General features: G+C 33.7%; 15 protein-coding genes. 5 read left to right on the top strand and 10 right to left on the bottom strand.

What is annotated here, in order from left to right:
* Positions 1–7 precede the first annotated feature (7 nt).
* The 9 genes from NHF50_RS00170 to NHF50_RS00210 form a co-directional block, all read right to left on the bottom strand.
* The gene (locus tag NHF50_RS00170) at positions 8–715 is read right to left on the bottom strand and encodes a hypothetical protein (protein WP_109567826.1); all 708 of its coding nucleotides are present in this window, start codon (positions 713–715) and stop codon (positions 8–10) included.
* Positions 716–719: 4 nt separating this feature from the next.
* Positions 720–4,760 (bottom strand): hypothetical protein, encoded by a 4,041-nt coding sequence (locus NHF50_RS00175; RefSeq protein ID WP_252774620.1) that lies wholly within the window; start codon positions 4,758–4,760, stop codon positions 720–722.
* A 14-nt stretch (positions 4,761–4,774) separates the two neighbouring features.
* Positions 4,775–10,555, bottom strand: coding sequence for a hypothetical protein (locus tag NHF50_RS00180; RefSeq protein WP_252774621.1), 5,781 nt, complete (start codon positions 10,553–10,555; stop codon positions 4,775–4,777).
* Complete coding sequence (locus tag NHF50_RS00185) at positions 10,552–11,118, bottom strand: hypothetical protein (protein ID WP_252774622.1); 567 nt, start codon at positions 11,116–11,118, stop codon at positions 10,552–10,554. The genes NHF50_RS00180 and NHF50_RS00185 overlap by 4 nt, the downstream gene beginning before the upstream one ends.
* Positions 11,119–11,149: 31 nt before the next feature.
* On the bottom strand, positions 11,150–11,656 hold the full coding sequence (locus NHF50_RS00190) for an OmpH family outer membrane protein (RefSeq protein WP_170108149.1): 507 nt from the start codon (positions 11,654–11,656) through the stop codon (positions 11,150–11,152).
* A 196-nt stretch (positions 11,657–11,852) separates the two neighbouring features.
* Positions 11,853–12,890 (bottom strand): o-succinylbenzoate synthase, encoded by a 1,038-nt coding sequence (locus tag NHF50_RS00195; protein WP_252774623.1) that lies wholly within the window; start codon positions 12,888–12,890, stop codon positions 11,853–11,855.
* A gap of 59 nt (positions 12,891–12,949) precedes the next feature.
* Entirely contained in the window at positions 12,950–13,627 is a 678-nt protein-coding gene (locus tag NHF50_RS00200) for a metal-dependent hydrolase (RefSeq protein ID WP_109567831.1), read from the bottom strand.
* 28 nt (positions 13,628–13,655) lie between these two features.
* Positions 13,656–14,546 (bottom strand): 1,4-dihydroxy-2-naphthoate octaprenyltransferase, encoded by an 891-nt coding sequence (gene menA / locus NHF50_RS00205; RefSeq protein ID WP_252774624.1) that lies wholly within the window; start codon positions 14,544–14,546, stop codon positions 13,656–13,658.
* A gap of 80 nt (positions 14,547–14,626) precedes the next feature.
* A complete protein-coding gene (locus NHF50_RS00210) occupies positions 14,627–15,466 on the bottom strand; it encodes a 1,4-dihydroxy-2-naphthoyl-CoA synthase (RefSeq protein ID WP_109567833.1) in 840 nt (279 codons plus the stop codon).
* A 127-nt stretch (positions 15,467–15,593) separates the two neighbouring features.
* Here NHF50_RS00210 and NHF50_RS00215 point away from each other — a divergent pair, with 127 nt between their 5' ends.
* From NHF50_RS00215 to NHF50_RS00225, 3 genes are read left to right on the top strand one after another with little or no spacing between them, the layout of a single operon-like run.
* Positions 15,594–16,712, top strand: coding sequence for a C1 family peptidase (locus NHF50_RS00215; protein WP_252774625.1), 1,119 nt, complete (start codon positions 15,594–15,596; stop codon positions 16,710–16,712).
* A gap of 24 nt (positions 16,713–16,736) precedes the next feature.
* Positions 16,737–17,183, top strand: a complete 447-nt coding sequence (locus NHF50_RS00220) for a PH domain-containing protein (protein WP_252774626.1) — start codon at positions 16,737–16,739, stop codon at positions 17,181–17,183.
* Positions 17,176–18,363 carry a serine hydrolase gene (locus tag NHF50_RS00225; protein ID WP_252774627.1) on the top strand — a complete coding sequence of 396 codons (1,188 nt, stop codon included), beginning with the start codon at positions 17,176–17,178 and terminating at the stop codon, positions 18,361–18,363. Before NHF50_RS00220 ends, NHF50_RS00225 begins: the two co-directional genes overlap by 8 nt.
* Here NHF50_RS00225 and ygiD read toward each other — a convergent pair.
* A complete protein-coding gene (gene ygiD / locus NHF50_RS00230; RefSeq protein WP_252774628.1) occupies positions 18,360–19,238 on the bottom strand; it encodes a 4,5-DOPA dioxygenase extradiol in 879 nt (292 codons plus the stop codon). The genes NHF50_RS00225 and ygiD overlap by 4 nt on opposite strands.
* A gap of 115 nt (positions 19,239–19,353) precedes the next feature.
* Here ygiD and NHF50_RS00235 point away from each other — a divergent pair, with 115 nt between their 5' ends.
* Both NHF50_RS00235 and NHF50_RS00240 read left to right on the top strand, forming a co-directional pair.
* Positions 19,354–20,115, top strand: a complete 762-nt coding sequence (locus tag NHF50_RS00235) for a Rossmann-like and DUF2520 domain-containing protein (RefSeq protein ID WP_252774629.1) — start codon at positions 19,354–19,356, stop codon at positions 20,113–20,115.
* On the top strand, positions 20,096–20,626 hold the full coding sequence (locus NHF50_RS00240; RefSeq protein WP_109567843.1) for an HAD family hydrolase: 531 nt from the start codon (positions 20,096–20,098) through the stop codon (positions 20,624–20,626). Before NHF50_RS00235 ends, NHF50_RS00240 begins: the two co-directional genes overlap by 20 nt.
* Positions 20,627–20,686 lie beyond the last annotated feature (60 nt).

Consider the following 20,686-nt stretch of genomic DNA (forward strand, 5'->3'; position numbering starts at 1 on the left):
TTATGTCTTATTTAATTGTAATTTCTCTTTGATCTTCTAAATAGTATTCCTTATACTTCTCTGTAACTATGATATTATCTTTAGTGACAGCAATGTATTTTTTAACATCAAATAAATCGTTAGGAACAGAATTCCTCGAAAAATCAGAATATATTATCTCTAAAACAGGTAAACTGATATCTTGCTTCCTATAATCACTTGAAAAGTCTATTCCTGTATTGTAATAAAATAGCTGTTTTTTTATAAAATACCTTTTATCAATCCAAATAACCATTTTTGAATACGGTAGTCCTGAAAACTGATTGGGCTCTAAAGTCAATTCCCAAGAATCTCCTTTTTTATAAAATGTTTTCACTTTACAGAACTGCTCGAGACTCTTCATATCTATCTCACCTGTAATTATAGGTTGGGAGGAAGTCAAAGTCATTAATTTATCTGGATGAATTACTTTCAAACAAAAATTATTATTCCAAATAAATTCAACTTCATCAATCTTCTGGTAGATCTCGTTCTTTTCATTCTTCTTAAAAATTCCACTATAACTCTCTGTGATTTTTTTGGAATCTTTGTTCTTGTACAAATTATATTTTACACTATAATTGAGCGGTAATGCTTTCGTATACTCTTTATTAACATTATTCAAGACTTCCTGAACGGTTTGAGCAACAAAAAGTTGGGAAAACAGAACTATTACTATTAAAAAAAACTTCTTCATTATTTTACTCCTCTTTAAATATGAAATTACCTGATCGGGTTTCCTGTATTGTTTTAACTCCTCTTGAGGTTTCTTTCTTAACCCTTATTAAACCTCCTTCATTATCGTATTCATAAAAGGTAGAATAATTATTCTCATCTAGTTCCGACATTAAGCGGAAAGTTTCCGGATCGTATACAAAAGATTTCATACTTCCGTCCTTAGGATGTATTCTAATATCATCAAAATAAATCGGTAAGGGAGTAACTTGGCTTTTGTTCACCAATTCGATATCTATATAGGCAGCACCTTGTGGTACTGTAAATTCTTTAAAAATTCTTTGCCATCCATCAATTATATCTCCACTTGTTCCGCAAACTGTAAGTGAGCCGGAAATCGGATAATCATTTTCATCTCTAAAACTGATTTGTATCTCAGCATTTGAATAAGTAGGAACCTGAATTCTTTGTTCTTCTTTAACCCAGGCACTGATTATATACTTTTGACCTATGTCCAATTTAAAATTGATACAATTATTACACAACTCTAACGGAATTAGATCGCCACAAGTTGCCGGAGAAACTTCATCAACTAACCCATTCGATAAATAATTTATTTCGTCAGTAAAAAAGCGGAAATCCTCTGCTCCGTAATAGTCTACCATTTCGTAAACTCCTCCCGCAGTTACAGGTCTATATATAAATTTATATTTGTCATTAACCGGAAAATCTGTACCAGTATACTCCATTAAATACTTCAGAGATGTTCGAAGATTAGATGCAACTCTTGAGGTCAAGGAAACAGATGCTACTAATTCAGAATTATAATTCGGATCCTCATTATGAGCCAAGCTCGACTTACTATAAGGATTAGTATCTGTATCTACATAGAAACCCTCATTCAATCCTATTACATACAAGTGAGGAATGGGATCATTAGTGTTATTTGTTCCTCCCAAATTATTATTAAACATTCGTACTGTTTCTTTAAGTTCAGCAGCATTATCTGTTTCACAACCATCCGTAATGAGGATCACTAATTCAGCATCTGTCGCAAGTGCCACATCTAAACCGCTTTTCCAATAATCTGAACTCGGAGATATACCAGGGCTTGTATAATCTCTGCCTCTGTAATTAAGCAACCAATCATTAAATAAATTAATGTTAGGGTTCGCCCCTTGTCCTGTTACTTTAACATTCAACAATTGATCATCATCTGTTCTATCAAAAGTATCAGAATCAGATAATCCTATTAAAGATACATATATATTAGCCCCTAAACCATCATTATCAGCTGCTTGCTTTTCAATAAAACTATTTATCTGCTTTCTGATTTTAAATGCTTCTCTATCATCAATTGAACCGGATTCATCTACCACAATAGCTATATGATGTTTACAAAATAGTTCATCCGGACAAAACTCAATGTGTTTTATAATACCATTTTTAATTAAAAAATTATCATAAGCATAAGCATCTATTATTATTTCTTGCTCTGGATCGGAATAATTAGACAAATCAAATTGAAAATTATTTCCATTAATTCCATAAAAATTACCTCCTCCTATACTTATATCCAACAAATGATCAATAGAAAAAGAAAATGAAATACTCGTCAACTGATTATAGCTATTATATGTTGACACAAAATTATAAATCGCTACCGGATCCATATCTGTAACATAAGGCGCTAAAGCTATTAACTCCAAAGGAGTTGAACCTTCAATATCCTGATCTGAATCACCGGCTAATTTTCTTTGTATTAAATGACTTAACAGATTTACTAATAACTTATTTATAGTTGCGGAATGAGGATTTGTTATAGCACAATTCGTAAGTGCATCCGGACAAAAATTTATATTGCGGATATAAAATTTAGCTACATCATTTCCTGAACTACTCCATGCTCCAACATAATCCAAAAAAGTATCAGGATTAATATATGTTGAAGTGTCCAAATTATCTAAATTATTTCCCATTGTACTCCATACCCACACGTCATAATTTGGAGAAGAAGTTGTATTTGAAAAAGAAAACTGAAAAATTCCTTGGTTACTATCGTAATTAAAATTATATATTCCGGGATTACTTACAGTAATATAAGGTGTAAGGTTTTGTAAATATACAGAGTTATAAGAACTATCGATAGTTCCTCCACCTTGAAGTATTGAGGTCATATCATTTATTAAAGATAAAAACAAGTCTACAACGTAATCTGTATAAGGATTTGTAGCTGTGCAACTTACTAGTTGACTTGGACAAAATTCAATATGTTTCAGAGAACTTACTTTTATATCAAAAATATTATATGAGTATCCTATATCAAGTAATTCCTCATTCGCATTATTATAATTCGATAAATCAAATTGAAAATTATTTGAATTTAAACTATCAAGGGTATTACCTTCTTCACTATTGATTAAGATATCATAAGTTTCTGTTGGAGAAAATGAAAACTGAACAGCGTCAACAGTCCCATCAGTATTAATAATTGAACTGAAATTATAAATTGCAACCGGATCCGGATCAGTCACATAAGGTGCTAAAGCTATTAATTCAGGAGGAGTTGAACCTTCAATATCCAAATCTGAATCACCGGCTAATTTTCTTTGAATTAGATGAGTTAACAGATCTACTAATAATTCATTTACAGTTACAGAATTAGGATTGGTCTCAGTACAAGAAGCTGCAGAAACTGTAACCGTTAAATTAATTTGCTCCCTTTCTAAAACAAGATCCTTAAATAACACACCCGGCTTTGTAATAGTTGGATGATCTGATAAACAATAATAACTACCGCTATCTGTTGAACTAACAGGATTAATAGTATATTGCCTTGCTGTTGCACCAGCTATAGCAACTCCATTCGGATATACTCCTTTATACCATTGGTATTGTTCATTAGCGGAATAATTTCCATCTTCGTGCATCGTCATAGTATAAGAAGTTCCTTCTGATACTATATCATTTCTTACAGCATCTACTTTTGCCTGAGGAGCATACTGATAATTATTTATTGCATTAAAAAAACTGAAAGTATCTTCAATATCGTTAAATGTAAATTTATTTTCACGAATAACAAAACTTGTTATATTTGAAAGATTATTCAATTCTAAAGGAATATAACCACTTAATTGATTATTTGCTGCACTAAAACCTACTAAATTTTGCAAATTTTTTAGCTCAACCGGAATTCCTCCGCTTAATTTATTATTTGTTAAAAATAAATATTGTAAACTATGCAAATTTTCTATCTCAATTGGAATATTACCAGTCAACTGATTAAGCTCAACATCCATCTTTATCAGATTCAGTAAATTACCTAATTCTACAGGAATAGTACCTGTTAATTGATTATCAGCTAAAAGCAATTGTTCCAAATTGTTTAAATCACCTAATTCTACAGGAATAGTCCCTGTTAATTGATTATGTGATAGTCCCAATATTTTCAAACTTTGCAAATTTCCTAAATCCGTTGGAATAGTACCTGTTAGCTGATTATCTACTAAATTTAACGTCTGTAAATTCTGTAAATTTCCCAATTCTATGGGAATAGTACCTGTTAATTGATTTTGACCTAAATATAAAGACAATAGATTCTGTAAATTTCCTAATTGGGTTGGAACTATACCACTTAATTGATTGTTCATCAAATTTAAAGACTGTAAATTTTGTAAACCTCCTAATTCAACTGGAATATTCCCTGTTAGTTGATTGTTATTCATTAAAGTCAATCCTTGTAAATTTTGTAGATCACTTAATCCACTTGGAATGTTACCATTTAATGAATTATTATTTAATGTAACTGAAAAAACATGTCCATTCAAAACAGTAACCCCATACCATCCCGTTTGTGAAGATGAATTCCATGATGTTACATCCGCTAAAGGATCAGTGACAGGCCAAGCTCCATTCTGATTAATTGTATTTGTCCAATTATCACCATTAGTAGAATTGTAAAAAGCAATAAGCGCATCTTTCTCACTTTGCGGAACCTGAGCAAACAAACTATTTGTTACTAACAAACAAAATATAGAAAGTATAAAATTCGTTTTAATTTTTTTCATCTGTTCTTAGCTTATTATTTAATAGTTGTTGTTCGTACTGCTTTTCTCTGTTTATTTGAAGTTGAAGAAGCATCATCACATGTAATAATCTTTTTTCTCAATAAGGCTTTTCTTCCTTCAACATCAGACGAAGGCGCAATTCTAAGACTTCTTCTACCGGTATGCGAATGACTTTCTGAAACTTCTATATTGTGTAACTCCAAACTTCCTTCGAAATTAAAATGCGAAAGAGAATCACAGGTTGAAAAATCGTAGTCTTCAAATCCGTCATAGCCTAATTCAGTATACTTCGTATTGGAAGCTACTGCTAACGGGAATCTATAATTGTAACCATATAACGCTGATGAATATCGATTCAAAGCATCTCTATTTTCCACTTCTTGTCCATAAGGATTGTACTGAGTGACTTCTGAAGCAAAGGTCCAACGAGCCAGATCGGCTTCATTTCTTACCCATTCACGATTGGCATCCAAAATATAAAAAGGAGAAAAATCATTATAAAAACCGGAAACCCTAGGCGTAACATGCTCAGAATGATATCTTCCTGTAAGGAAGGCATACGATTTTTTAGCTCTCCAATTTCCTAAAATATTATATACATAAGGGTTGTATGAATTTTCATAAATTGCATCAATATCAACAGATACATCATTATAATCAATCAAAGGAAAATCAATAGTCAATGCTCCGTTTGCTATTTCTATTTTAGGCAAATTACATTCACATTGTCCCGGCCATAAATCAGAATATTCTATCGCTGCCGTATTAACAATCCTATAATCATCCCAACTGTCCGTTTCAAACAAGTTTTGCTCTAAAAGTCCTTGTCCGTCAACAAGTACCGGTAAAGGATTGTGCATAGAAGTTACTGAGGCCATACTAGCCGTTTGTAAATTTCTATAGCCTGAACGAACTACTTTTATCCTTCCGTTTGTTACTTTGTATTGATCTACCCGAAGACCGTCTTTATCGATTAAAAGAATTTCTCCATTCGAATTAACTTCATAGACCCAAGCTTTAAAAGGTCGTGGATAATCTCCATATACCGGGGTAGAAAAACCATTGTCATCATTTTGTGTCACCCATAACTCATCTCCGGGTATCAGATAATTACTTGCATTTACCGCACTAGTACCGTTATTTACAAATGTGTAATATTCTCCATTCCCGGTTAACTCTATTCCCCATTGTAAATCCAAGTTTTTGGCTGCTTGCCCCATACTGTTGTAATTCTTTGCCCAGTAAGCAGGGTAATTGAAACTATAATATTTGTCATCATATTCATTAACAGTTTCTGTAAGCAATACCTGTCCTGTTTCTGCATCCCAAGCTAAATTATTAGTCGAAACAACCGAACCGGCATCATAAGCAACTGTTTCTCTTAAAATACCTGTTGAATGAATTGATTTTGTTGTTATTGCAGTCTTCAATAACTCTTCATGCCTTGAATAACTCGGTAATGGTATCGGAACAACAAGGTATATAATCGGTAAAGGTATCCCCTCAGTATTAAATCGAATAGCTGTTGTCTCCGATACTGATTTATTTTCTCTGAAATCATTAATTACATCGTAATCTACTCCGACTACATTATTTGATACATTACCATTTCTATCAATAGTTACTACTTCATTGTTTAACAAACCATTTTCTTTAATACTCGTTGTTGTATTATCATAATAATTATAATCTACTCCGGATATAAAACCTGTTTGTCCTTCGGCATATACTCTTTGACTTTTCATTTTTCCATCCATATCGTTCGTATGAATTGAAAAACCTTGAGACATCGTTAAATGTTGCTTATCATTTATTCGGATCAAACTTGCTAAAGGTGATTTATCATAATGGAAAGAAATAGGTGTATAATCCACTACTGTCGGATATTGGAAAGACGTATAGAATTCGGTAACCACTTTACCCGTAGCATGTTTTTTAACCATTAACGTTTTTGTTTCGTTATTCTCCGTTACCGTTTTCTCTCTAGGCAAATTCCTTACTTCTACTCTACTATATGTAATCTTAGGATTGGGAAAGAAAGATTCTCCAAAAGGTTCTTCCACATAATTTTGTTCGTCAGGACCTAATAATAAACCTGGATTTCCTTTGTCATAGAAAGGTTTTACAAATGGATTTTCTTTACAACCCAAAGGTTCATACGTAGCGACACCAGAAGTCCCTTTGTTCTCTGTAACATAAGAATATTGTTGCCCATAGAACTGAGCATAAACCGGATCATTTGTATTTCCTGTCATTACATCCCACTCATCATGTAGCTGAACTTCTTTTACCCTGCTACCGCCACCTACTTTTCTACGGTCTGGTTGCATTAATCGAATCCATGATTTATTCGGTATAAATCTACTGGCTATCTTTTTATCTTCTAATCGTCCATTGGGACTCTGAAAGATCTGACGTATAGAAGGCACTGTTGCAATCAATTCCATAACTATACTTTTCAAATCATTTGTATCTTCCTCATTGGTAATACCATACACTAGCTTATTCAGATAAGATCGCCCGAAATACCATCCCGCTTTTGAAATAGGATTTACTTGTTTATTACTATTTAGACCGTCTCCTTTATTAACCGTTTGAATCTTAATAGCTGCCAGATTTTGACCGGTTCCGTTTAGTTTACCTACAAGAGGCATTTCATTAGCAAGTCTTAAATATCCTGTAACATAATCATATTTATCTGTTGTACTTGCTCCCGGTAAGGGATTTGGATCAAACATATTCAGTAAAAATCTGAAATAAACCGGTTCGTCTATTAAATCCCCAAGATACTTAGCTTTGAATTCGGATGCAGTCACTCCGTCGGGGATATTAACATATAGGTATTTGTAATCAGAATTAAACAAATTATTAGAAATAGAACTGCTATTAAATTGTCCGTTCCCAATCCCCATTACTTTAAACATCTGCATTACCTCTTTATTCTGAACATAAGCGTAATCATCTGATTCATAATTAACCTCAATTGTTCCTCCGGAAGGTAACTTTACAGAATTTAAATGCCAAGCCGTAGCGTAATTATCGGCTGATGCTCTATCACTTTGATCTACAAAAGGATATTCAGCATTTGACATATCTTTTGTATCATCAAACGGTTTACAACTTACATTTGAACCTACAGGTTTATAATTTCCCCAAACATCATAAGCCTTCATATTATAATCATAATTATTTTGGTAGCTGAAGAAATATGGAGTATATCGTCCCATTCTGGAATCTCTATAAGTAAAATACACTTTTTTCAGTGTTAATTTTCCTCCTTGATTCGCCATCTCATAATTATCCGTTGTTCCTCCATTGTTATTTTCAATTCCCTGACATAGATCATAATCATACATGAAATGAGCTACTTTTATAGGCGTTGCCTGATTTCCAAGAGCTTCGTATTCCGGTTTTGAATACAAATAAATTGCATTTAATTTATAAGATTTAGAAGTTGTTCCTAATCCTCCGTTTTCACCTTTAACTCCATAACCATCTTTTCTTTCTGAAAGCTCAAAAATTGCAATATGAGTTTTTGTCTCAATTTTTTCTATGTAAGCTAATTCTTTTTCTCCGTAGATATAATTACCTTTATCATCTTTACTACTAGACTTTAATCCCTCATCATAATTTGCCTTATTTTCTCCAAAAGGAACTCTCCACTTGTACGGATCATCAGAAAAATTTTGATATACGAATTTTGTATAAGTACCTAAATCTCCATCAGAAGGTCCTTTAACTCCATCAATATCCTGATAATCAGAAGATAATATTTCTGTTAAAAGAAATGTATGTGCATAAGACGGAGTAGTAACTCTATTGAAGTATTGGTCACCACTTCTGCTATTGTTAACTGAATTATCACTTCCCGGATTATAATTTACCAAACCACTTGAGCAATCTACTTCTCTACCACTAACATCAAAAGTAGTTTCCTTTTTTATTGTATTATACAATGCTTTACCAAAAACATATTGATCTCCTCCTTCTTTCACAATTCTTATTTCGGCAGTATGGTGATCTCTAGCATATTGGCTGAATTGTCTACTGTAACCAAACTTTTTAGCTTCTGACAGGGTCAATACCTGAATCGGTTGACCTCTATTCACCCTTTCACTTCTTACGACTTTACCTTTAAAATCTATCAGGCTCATATTGCCACCGTTAGATTTCTTATAATAATCCTGAGTTGTATTTCTCCCGAACTTTGATCCTGCCAACGAAAGTTTTATAGCACTGTATTTACCTAATTTATCATTTAGCAAATCTAATTCCGTGTCAACATGAGTTCCTCCTACATTTTTAAAAAAGATTTTTTCATAATCAGGATCATTATTCTTCTTCTCTTTAAACCTACTTAAAGCAGTATTACCCCATAATTTTGTTCTACTATCTGCTCTGGTAACACTTCCATTAAAACCCCATTCCTGACTGGTTCCAACTCCAAATTCTCCTCCTAAACTTCCTCCACTACTTTTATCTTCAATATACTTATCATACACATAACCTACTTGGCCTTTGTATGGTCTGAACATTCCTGAAACCCCTTGTCCTTGTATACTATATATATCATACGTATAATTTGTCATAGGAAGAACTGTCGCGTTTTTATTAATCGTTCTGTCCTTTTCCCTATTAAAATCTAAAACATCTCTTTCCGAAGCATTATATGTATGTTGATAACCAAAAGCTTTTTCGTTTTTAATCTTTTCTGCATCATCAATTCCTTGCTTTACTCTATAACCAGAAAACTTTATTCCGGTATGAGCTCCCCAAATTGCACCATCAATATCCATATTAAACATATAGTTTGATGATTTCATCCCTACTCTTTTTGTGGGCGTATATGATGCATCCGGATTTACCGATAATGTAGCGCCTATCCCTACACTATTACTTCCTTTAAGTTTTTTACTATCCTCTGTCCACTTAGTATGTATTCCTTTTTTTATACTAGGCGAAAATGTCATGGATTCTATACCTTTTCTACTATTATAAGAAACTCCCAAAGACGTCCCTAAATTATACGTTGAAGAATTTTTCGTTTTTAATTTATTGCTAAATGAAAGTGTTGGAGAAGCAGATACACCATCTTGTACAGAAGATTCCATTTGCATTCCAACGCTTAATGAATTACTTACATCATAACTTAATCCTCCGGTAACAGAAAAACCGACACCATCATAATTGTTAAATTTTACTCCCAAACCAAAACTTACGTTCCCCACTTGATTTGGACTTGTAATTGGTGTAGCTCCGTTTGAATCCCCCCCTGATTCACTACCTCCGGAACTACCACTTCCTCCGCTAGAAGTACTTGAATCTCCTCCACTGTTTCCTCCTTTTTCTCCACTTTCACCTCCTCCGAATAAATCTATATTAACACCGAAATTAGCCCCCACAGTGATATTATCTTTCAGATTATTCTCATACAACATTTGGTCTCCGTTAAAATCATCGGGAATACCTCTCATTTGTCTGTTGATCTGTCCGACATTCAAATTCCAGCCTAATCCTACCCATGAAGCTTCCTGATCCATTGTTATTCCTGAGTTATAAGCCAGATTAATCGGATAACCTCCGACATCCATTATCGGAATATTATAGTTAAAATCTCCACTTGCCAAATCAACCATGTCTGATGTACCTATAGGAGTAAACGCATTAAACTCCGGCTGCGAAGGACCGCTGGTCAATGCATACATCTGTAAAGGCTGAGTGACTTGCAAAAACATCATCATAGCTAAATAATAGGCTATTAGCTTAGAAAGTTTACTGGTTCTGATCTGCTTCATAATAGTATTTCTGTATAAGTATCTTTGAATTGAAATTTTATAGTTCCTTTTCCGAATAGTTTATCATTATAAATTAGCTGTATTTCTTCTTCCGGGTCAATTCCCGAAAAAAACAACATGATTTTTTGAAAAGGTGCTATTTTGAAATTACGTTCGTAATTTACACCGGAACAAGGAATTGTATCGTTTTTAGAGGTCACGACATAAAAATCTTTATCTATAGAAAAAGACAAATATTTTACTCCGTCTTCATAAGAAAGAGAAGTGAATTTTTCTTTTAGTAAGTCTTCTTCCTCTTCTTGGGTAAAGACAAACTCAACTATGCGTTCCGTTTTATTTTCCTGATAAAGAGAATCTATTAAAAATAGATCCTGATTTCCCTGATCTTTTAATAAATAATATTGAACAGGAACTTCTGTAGCTGAAAAATTAATACCTTCAATTGCTTCTGAATGTATCTTTGATTTCCAGCCTACATTTTCTAATCGGTATAACTGTTGACGAATAGAACTATCGTCTTCTATATTTTTTGGTTTGGTTTCTTTCTTACAAGAAAATAGCAAAATAAAAAATACTGAGATTATAATTATTTTTTTAGAGACCACTATATCTTTTATTTACAAAAACGATTAATTCTTTTGTTACATCTATTTCTGATTCGCTATACAGAACATTGCCATTATAGCCGTCTTCAGTTTCCAATATAACCTTATAGTTATGCTCTTTTGCAAACTCTTCAGCATATGTTTTTAATCTGCTCCATATTTTATCAGATTCCTGTAAAGCAAAGTTTTGACTAAACTCATCAAATTCTTCTCTTTTTGCAATAAAGTCTTTCATCAAGACTTCTTTCTCTGAATCTTGCAGATCTCCTTGTAGTCTTAAATATAAACTATCTAATATTTTCTTTTTATTGGAAAATTCTTTTTCTCCGAATCCTTGGGATTCTTTAGTCATCTGAAAACTTTCAAACAACTCAGCTTTATTTACAGACACAATCTCTTTGTCTGTTTTAAGCTTATCAAAAAAAAGAAATAAAATTACCGCTATTAGCAACACTGAATTAACAAGTGTAATAATTAATGCTTTTCTTTCTGACACGATAGGGCTTGTTAAAATTTGGTTAACAAAAATATCTATTTTAACATTTTAACCAAAAATTTTAACATAATTTATTTATTAAATTTTCAGACCGTTTATTAAGAAATCTTTAAAAAAAACATTAATATTATACAAATACATGTAAAATACTTACTTAATAAAACATTCTTACAACTTTTTCTTAATTAAATTGATTTTAAACTATCAGATTAAGCCATTTTTCGTCAGAATTATAGCAAATAGTTCCTTTTTGGATAAATAATGGAGATTTAAAATTATTCGTATACAACCCGCCGGTTCCTAACCCCTGAGGCATCGGATTTTGTAACGTAAAAGTAAATTGAGTAATCGCATTTAAACCAATATTACTTTCTAAAGCTGATGTGATCCACCAACCTATATTATATTGTTCTGCTAATGCAATCCATTCTAAAGTTCCTTTAAAACCTCCTACGAGGCTAGGCTTTAAAATAATATATTGTGGTTTTATTTTTTTTAATAGAGCTTCTTTTTTTTCATAACCGAAAACTCCGATCAGTTCTTCGTCTAAAGCAATAGGAAAAGGAGTCAACTTACACAGCTCTTCCATTTCATCCTGATTTCCCTGACGAATAGGTTGTTCTATACTATGTAATTCAAATCGGGCTAATCGTTTTAGTTTCCCCAGAGCTTCATTAGTCTTAAAAGCTCCGTTAGCATCCACTCTGATTTCTACAGTCCGGGCATCAAAATTTTGACGAATAAAATGCAAAAGATTCAATTCTCTTTCAAAATCAATAGCTCCGATCTTCAATTTAATACAACGAAAACCTTGACTTAATTTTTCTTCAATCTGAGCTTTCATAAACTGTTCCTCTCCCATCCAAATAAGTCCGTTGATCTCCATTCCTTTTTTTCCTTGCGTAAAATCAGAAGGAAAGAGTTCAAAGGGATCTCTTGATCTTAAAGATAGAAAGGCCATCTCTACTCCAAATTGTATGGATGGAAATTCAATAAGTTCATTCCAGAGTTGCTCTTCTCCTAAATGAATATTTTCGCAAACCCATTTTAATTTAGCTTCATAATCCGGACGATCATCAATAGAGAGTGTTCGCAGGATTCCACATTCCCCTATTCCTTTTTTATCGTTTTCTTCTAAAATTAAAAACCAGGTTTCTTTTTCCGTTAGAACGCCTCTGGAAGTTCCACTCGGCCTTTTAAAGTTTAATACGTATCTTTTATAACTAGCTTTCAAGTCTACCAATTAAATTCTATAATTAATAACCGGATTTTTTTCGGATCAATTACTAAATGCTACAATTCTATCGATTCTCCGATATCTAAAAGCATCAGATCTTTTCCTTTGTCAAAAAATTTACGTTTTGCTTCATCGTGATTGATCTCTATATAGCCAAAAGTATCAAAATGATAACCTAACACTTTATCACATTCTACAAAATCTGACGCTACAATAGCATCATCAACATCCATTGTAAAATTACTTCCTATCGGCAAAATGGCCAGATCCAATTTTGTCCGCATCGGGATCAGCTTCATATCCATTGTTAAAGCTGTATCTCCGGCAATGTAAATATTTTTATGTTCTCCCTCAATAACGAAACCTCCGGGTTGACCACCATAAGTTCCGTCTGCAAATGATGAAGTATGCAAAGCAATTACATATTTAAGCTTACCGAAATCAAAATTCCAACTCCCTCCATGGTTCATAGGATGATACTGAAAACCTTTATTGCCATAATAAGATGCTATTTCAAAATTTGACACAATTACGGCATTTGTTCTTTTAGCAATTGCTTCTACGTCCAGAGTATGATCCTGATGTGCATGCGTAAGCAAAATATAATCTGCTTTAATTTCATCTATACTAATATGTGAAGCTTTCGGATTTCCGGTAATAAAAGGATCTACTAAAATAGATGTCCCTTTTATTTCGATTCCTAAACATGCATGTCCGTAAAATGTTATTTTCATAGTTTCAGTAAATTAATTTTAAAAAAGATCAGCTTAAAAATACAACGTTCAGTAAAAATAATAAACTAACAAAAAATGTTCCAAGCGCAACTATCTTTAATTGAGAGTCTAAAGTACCCGGTTCATTAGTATTTTTCACAAATACCAAATGTTTTAAAAACAGGAATAAACAAAAAACTCCGGCAACCGGATATTTTCCCATTAAAATTTCAGCAATCAAAAAGAGTAACCCTGAACTGACGATCAAAAAATAATGATAATATTTTGCTTTTTCAAGTCCTAACTTAACCACTAAAGTATGCTTACCAGCTACTTTATCATTATGAATATCCCTCATATTGTTTAAATTCAATACAGCAATACTCAAAAAACCTACGGCTGTTGCCGGTAACCAGACAACCCAATCTGTTGTTTTAGAAAATAAGAAATTAGCTCCTACAACACTTACCCATCCAAAAAAAAGAAAAACAAACAGGTCTCCTAATCCGCTATAGCCATAAGCATTTTTTCCTACAGTATATTTAATAGCAGCTGCAATGGAAGCTATTCCTAAAACAGCAAAGAGAACTGAATATAAAAAGTTATCTTTACCAAAAGAAATATAGATCAGCACTAAAGCTGAAAGCAACGATAATACAGCCATCAGAACAACTGCTTTTTTCATTTGTCCGGCAGTGATTACACCGGCAGCCACTAATCGTTTTTCTCCTGTTCTGTTAGCATCAGTCCCTTTAATACCATCCCCGTAATCATTCGCAAAATTGGATAAGATCTGAAATAGCAAAGTTGTTACAATAGCCCCGATAAAGATCGTACTATTATAAGTATGTTGGTATACAGCATAAGCACTCCCTACTATTATACCCGATACGGATAATGGTAACGTACGCAGACGAGCCGCTTGAATCCAGTGTTTCATTTTATAGAATCAAAATTATGAAATCAGAAAATTCAGAAATAAAGAACATTCTACTTCTGAATTCTGAAATCTAACTTATTTTAAGGAATATATTTTTTTTCAAAATTAGGCTTACGTTTTTCAAGAAAAGCATCGCGTCCTTCTTTAGCCTCATCACTCATATACGCTAAACGTGTAGCTTCACCGGCAAACACCTGTTGCCCTACCATTCCGTCGTCGGTCAAATTCATAGCAAATTTCAGCATCTTAATAGAGATCGGTGATTTTTCAAGGATTTCCTGAGCCCACTGATAAGCAGTTTCTTCTAATTCATCATGTGGAATTACTGCATTGACCATGCCCATTTCATAAGCATCTTGCGCTGAATAATTACGTCCTAAAAAGAAAATTTCTCTCGCTCTTTTTTGTCCCACTAACTTAGCCAAATAAGCAGAACCGTAACCGGCATCAAAACTGGTCACATCAGCATCCGTTTGTTTAAAAATAGCATGCTCTTTACTCGCTAAGGTTAAATCACAAACGACATGTAAAGAATGTCCTCCGCCTACAGCCCAACCGTTAACTACGGCAATAACTACTTTAGGTGTAAAACGGATCAAACGTTGTACTTCTAAAATGTTTAAACGATGATAACCGTCTTCCCCCACATAACCTTGATATCCTCTCGCCTTTTGATCTCCACCACTACAAAAAGAATAAATTCCGTCTTTAGGAGATGGTCCTTCAGAAGATAATAAAATAACACCTATAGAAGTATCTTCATGCGCATCGTGAAAGGCTTCTAATAGTTCTTTAGTTGTTTTCGGACGAAAAGCATTGCGGACTTCCGGACGATTAAAAGCAATACGTGCTACGCCGTTGCTTTTTTTATAGGTAATATCATCAAATTCTTTTGCAATTTCCCATTCGATTTTACTCATAACGAAAAAGTTTATTTAGAGTTTAGTTATTCAATTAAGTGTTAAAAGCTATATGTATTTTTAACTTTCTGAAGGTAAAAATACGCCATTTTTATATTATCTTGCAGGTCTTTAATCAATAATTATCATGAAAAAAATACAAATCTCCTTTATAAGCTTACTTACAGGCTTCTGCTCATTTGCACAAAGCTATGATTTTAAAGAAGTTATAGACTTAGACCATTTACCTGTGATTTCACAAGACAGAACCGGAACGTGTTGGAGTTTTTCCACATCTTCTTTTCTGGAATCAGAGATCATCAAAAAAACAGGAAAACATATCGATCTATCTGAAATGTATCAGGTTAGAACCACTTACCCTAAAAAGGCAGAAAATTTTGTAATGCGTCAGGGTAAAGCACAATTTAGCGAAGGAGCTTTGGCACATGATGTGATTAACAGCATGAAAGACTTTGGTTTAGTACCGGTATCTGTTTTTACAGGACTTTCAGAAGAAGAAAAAATACACAATCATGCTGAATTAGCAGCTGTTTTAGAAGCTATGGTTAAAACATACGTTGAAAATCCTGCAAAAAAATTGTCCCCGAAATGGAAAGATGCTGTCTCAAAAGTTTTAGATACTTATTTAGGTGAAGTTCCCTCTGAATTTATGTATGAAGGAAAAAAATACACTCCTAAATCCTTTTTGGATTATACCAAACTAAATGCCGATGAATATGTTACTTTAACCAGTTTTACAAATCATCCGTTTTACGAGCCTTTTATTTTAAACATTCCGGATAATTTTTCGAACGGAAGCATGTACAATTTACCTTTAGACGAATTTATGAAAGCTATTGATCATGCCTTAGAAAGCGGCTATACTTTAGCCTTAGATTGCGATGTATCGGAAAAAACATTTTCAGCTAAATACGGTGTTGCTTTCATCCCTGAAAATGAAGAAGATGAAAAAAACGGATTAACTGAGATCGTAGCAGAAAAAACAATTACGCCGGAATACCGTCAGGATGAATTTGAAAATTTTGATACTACTGATGACCACTTAATGCATATCGTAGGTAAATTACAGGATCAAAAAGGTAATGTATATTACAAAGTGAAAAATTCTTGGGGATCTGATGAGAAAAGAGTAAAAAACGGCGGATATGTTTACATGAGTGCTGCTTATCTCCAACTTAAATCGATCTCTGTTTTAGTAAATAAGAACGGTATTGACAAAAAGTTAAAAAAATCATTAAATCTATAAAATTCTGACTTAAAAGAATTTATCATGATTTTTAAGTCTACAATTACAAGAACAACCAAATTTATTTTTGGTTTCATTTTATTGATTTTATCAATTACCTCTTTTTTTGCTTTTGATCCGGAAAATCTTGCAGCTTCAGCTATACCATTTATTATAAATAGTATGGCTGTTGTTCTTCTTTTCTGGATACTATTAAAAACTGAATACAAGATTACTGACCAAACTCTTTTTTGTACATGTGGCCCTATCAAAAAAGAGATCAACATTAAAGAAATCACAAAGATTAGCCACCATTCAGGTACTATCGTTCCGGTTTTACTAAAGCTTTCTCTCAATAGCGAGGGGATTATCATAAACTACGGTAAATTAAACGAACTATACATTTCTCCTGAAAATCAAGATCTCTTTCTTCTGAAATTAAAAGAAATTAACCCCGATTTTATAATTATTGCCCCACCTACAAATGTTTAAGTTTAATTTAATTTACCTATCTTTTTTCTCCCTACTGATTTTAAATTCCTGCAAAGAAAAAACAAAACAAAAAACACAAATAGCTTCACAAGATCAAGATCAGCAACTACAAAAACATGGTGATTTTGATATAACCTTCTTACCATTAGAGAAAAGTTTTAAGGATTCAATTACACCGCAAATACAGCAATTCTTAAATGATAATATTATTGATGATGATTTTAGCGGAAGTATTTTAATTGCTAAAAACGGAAAAACTTTATATGAAAGCTATCAAGGATACACTGATTATCAGAAAAAAATAAAGGTTTCAGCTACTACCCCGATCCACCTGGCTTCCATTAGTAAAGTATTGACCGCGGCTGTTATTTTACGAATGGTAGACAAAAATCAATTGCAGCTTGACCAGAGCCTGCAAAGCATATTTCCTGAATTCCCCTATAAAGAAATTACAATCCGGACACTTTTAAACCACAGGAGCGGATTGCGTCGATACAGCTATTTCACAGATGAAGAAACCGTATGGGATAAAAAAAACGTACTTACCAATCAAGACATTCTGAATCTGCTTTGCACCGGAAATATTCCTCTTGAAGCTACTCCGGACAAGCGATTCGCTTATTGCAATACTAATTATGCCCTTTTAGCCTTAGTAATTGAAAAAATTAGTGGTCTCCCTTATAAAAAAGCCATGCAAAAGTTGCTTTTTGAACCATTGGATATGAAAAACACTTTTGTATTTGATTATTTTACTCAAAAAGATTCAACGCCTCCATCTTACAAAAGTACTTGGGAAGCAATACCGAACGATTATCTGGATGCTGTTTATGGTGATAAAAATATTTATTCGACTCCACAAGATCTTTTGAAATTTGACAAAGCTACTTATTCAAACCGATTCTTTTCAGATAGCTTGCGAAAAGAAATCTTCAGAGGCTACAGCTACGAAAAGAAAGGGGAAAAAAATTACGGTCTCGGAATCCGTCTTCGCGAATGGGATGACGCTCCTACTTTTTATTATCACAACGGTTGGTGGCACGGTAACACAACCTCTTACATCACATTAAAAAATGATACGGTTACCTGTATAGCTTTGGCTAACAAATACACCAAAAAAGTATATCAGATAAAAAGACTTTCCTCATTATTTGATAACTATCCGTTTGAATTAGAGGATTAACCTATTTTAACGGATGTCATGGTCAACGAACCGCCGACAGCTTTATCGTTAAAAAATTCGACCGCATCATTATCCGTTTGAAGAGCTAATGTATAGATCAACGGATAATAATGGTCCGGTGTAGGGATAGCTAATGTAGCAGCTTTACTTAAACTAGGATAGTCAAACAGTGCTTTATGGTCTTTCTTTAAAATTTTATCTTTAAAAATAGCATCCATTTCTAAAGCCCAGTCAAAACCATAATTATCCACATTCAATTTATCCCAGGCCACCATGCGCAAGTTGTGCACCATATTACCACTACCGATGATCAACACCCCTTTTTTCCGCAAAGCCAAAAGTTGTTTCGCTATTTCATAGTGATATTGAGCAGGCTTGTAATAATCAATACTCAATTGTAGCACCGGAATATCTGCATTCGGATACATGTGTTTTACAACTGACCACGTTCCATGATCTAATCCCCAATCATGGTCTAATTCCACTGCCGGATTGGTTATTAATTTCTGAATTTCAGATGCTAATTCCGGATTTCCGGGCGCCGGATATTGTACTTCAAATAAAGCTCTTGGAAAACCTCCGAAATCATGAATTGTTTTAGGTTGGTTCATCGCTGTTACAAAAGTTCCTTTAGTCAACCAGTGGGCTGAAACCACAACTACGGCTTTAGGCTTAGGGATCTCCTGCCCCATTTTCTCCCAACGACGGGAAAATTCATTGTCTTCTATAGCATTCATAGGCGAACCATGCCCTATAAACAGGACCGGCATTAAAGTGTCATTCTCCTTTAAATCCTGAGTCCAACTGTAAAATGGTTGTATATTCATCATAACTGTACCTCCTGCAATTAACTTAATAAAATTTTTCCTTTTCATTTCACAACATTTGTATATACAAATATACAACCCTTTTTTTAAATTCCAGCAAAAAATCCTCCTATCTCTTTAATTTTACTAAGTCATATTATACAAAATTCCCTAAATTAGCCCCATGATTACAGTATCTGTCATTGGTAGCGGTAATGTAGCGCAACATCTGATTAAAGTCTTTTCGAAAACTACCGGAATTGAGTTGGTTCAGGCCTTTGCCCGCCAACCCGAAAGTTTGTTGCATTTACTTCCCTATGAAAAGATCACGAATGACTATCAAAAGCTTCAAAAAGCAGATGTGTATATTATTTCCGTAACCGATAATGCTATTGCTGAAGTTTCGGAGCAACTCCCTTTTAAAGACCAATTGGTTGTTCATACTTCAGGAACTTCTGCTATTTCTATTCTGGATTCCAAAAATAGAAAAGGTGTCTTCTATCCCTTGCAAACATTTTCTAAGAATAAAGAGATCAACTTCTCCTCTGTTCCGCTTTGTCTGGAAACAGAAGATGAAACGGATTTCCAAGTTTTAGAAAAAGTCGCTCAGGCTATCTCAGAAAAAGTCTACCGAATTTCTTCCGAACAACGCAGAAGTTTGCACGTTGCTGCTGTTTTTGTCTGTAATTTTGTCAACCATCTGTATTACATTGGTAACGAAGTTTGCGATAAAAACAATGTTCCTTTTGAGGTGTTGCATCCATTAATTCGGGAAACGGCGCAAAAAATAATGGAATTATCACCCGAAGAAGCGCAAACAGGTCCGGCGAAGCGAAACGATACCAAAACCATAAACCAACACATTGAATTTTTAAAAGATTCAAAATATCAGGATATTTACAAACTCTTAACCCAATCCATCCAAGATGTCTCAAAAAAGTTATAAAGAACTCATGAACAACATCACTACATTCATTTTTGATGTTGACGGCGTATTAACCGACGGAACCATACACGTAACCCAAACCGGAGAAATGCTTCGCAATATGAATATTCGCGATGGCTATGCTATGAAAGCAGCAGTAGAAAATGGTTACAATGTTTGTATCATTTCAGGCGGCAGCAATGAAGGAGTTCGCGTTCGCTTGCGAAATTTAGGGATAACTGATATTCATTTAGGAGTTTCTGATAAAGTAGAAGTCTTCAAAGAATACATGGATATTTATAACATTGATCCCGAACAGGTTCTGTACATGGGGGATGACATTCCTGACTATCATGTGATGAAACTAACAGGCTTACCAACATGCCCTCAAAATGCTGCTCCCGAAATCAAGAACATTTCGAAATATGTTTCCCATAAAGAAGGCGGCAAAGGCTGTGTTCGTGATGTAATTGAACAAGTCATGAAAGTACAACACAAATGGATGGAACACTTTGATGCTAAATATGATTAATTAGATCTCGACTCCGCTCGACCTGACAAAACTTATAACCCAATACCCTTTACCTTAAAT

The sequence above is a fragment of the Flavobacterium sp. NRK F10 genome (genome assembly GCF_024054235.1).
GTDB lineage: Bacteria > Bacteroidota > Bacteroidia > Flavobacteriales > Flavobacteriaceae > Flavobacterium > Flavobacterium sediminis.

Bases quoted from the DNA above. Each gene is read 5' to 3' on its own strand.
- NHF50_RS00170 (WP_109567826.1), bottom strand. From the start codon at position 715: ATGAAGAAGTTTTTTTTAATAGTAATAGTTCTGTTTTCCCAACTTTTT.
- NHF50_RS00175 (WP_252774620.1), bottom strand. From the start codon at position 4,760: ATGAAAAAAATTAAAACGAATTTTATACTTTCTATATTTTGTTTGTTA.
- NHF50_RS00180 (WP_252774621.1), bottom strand. From the start codon at position 10,555: ATGAAGCAGATCAGAACCAGTAAACTTTCTAAGCTAATAGCCTATTAT.
- NHF50_RS00200 (WP_109567831.1), bottom strand. From the start codon at position 13,627: ATGAAAATAACATTTTACGGACATGCATGTTTAGGAATCGAAATAAAA.
- menA (WP_252774624.1), bottom strand. From the start codon at position 14,546: ATGAAACACTGGATTCAAGCGGCTCGTCTGCGTACGTTACCATTATCC.
- NHF50_RS00210 (WP_109567833.1), bottom strand. From the start codon at position 15,466: ATGAGTAAAATCGAATGGGAAATTGCAAAAGAATTTGATGATATTACC.
- NHF50_RS00215 (WP_252774625.1), top strand. From the start codon at position 15,594: ATGAAAAAAATACAAATCTCCTTTATAAGCTTACTTACAGGCTTCTGC.
- NHF50_RS00220 (WP_252774626.1), top strand. From the start codon at position 16,737: ATGATTTTTAAGTCTACAATTACAAGAACAACCAAATTTATTTTTGGT.
- NHF50_RS00225 (WP_252774627.1), top strand. From the start codon at position 17,176: ATGTTTAAGTTTAATTTAATTTACCTATCTTTTTTCTCCCTACTGATT.
- ygiD (WP_252774628.1), bottom strand. From the start codon at position 19,238: ATGAAAAGGAAAAATTTTATTAAGTTAATTGCAGGAGGTACAGTTATG.
- NHF50_RS00235 (WP_252774629.1), top strand. From the start codon at position 19,354: ATGATTACAGTATCTGTCATTGGTAGCGGTAATGTAGCGCAACATCTG.
- NHF50_RS00240 (WP_109567843.1), top strand. From the start codon at position 20,096: ATGTCTCAAAAAAGTTATAAAGAACTCATGAACAACATCACTACATTC.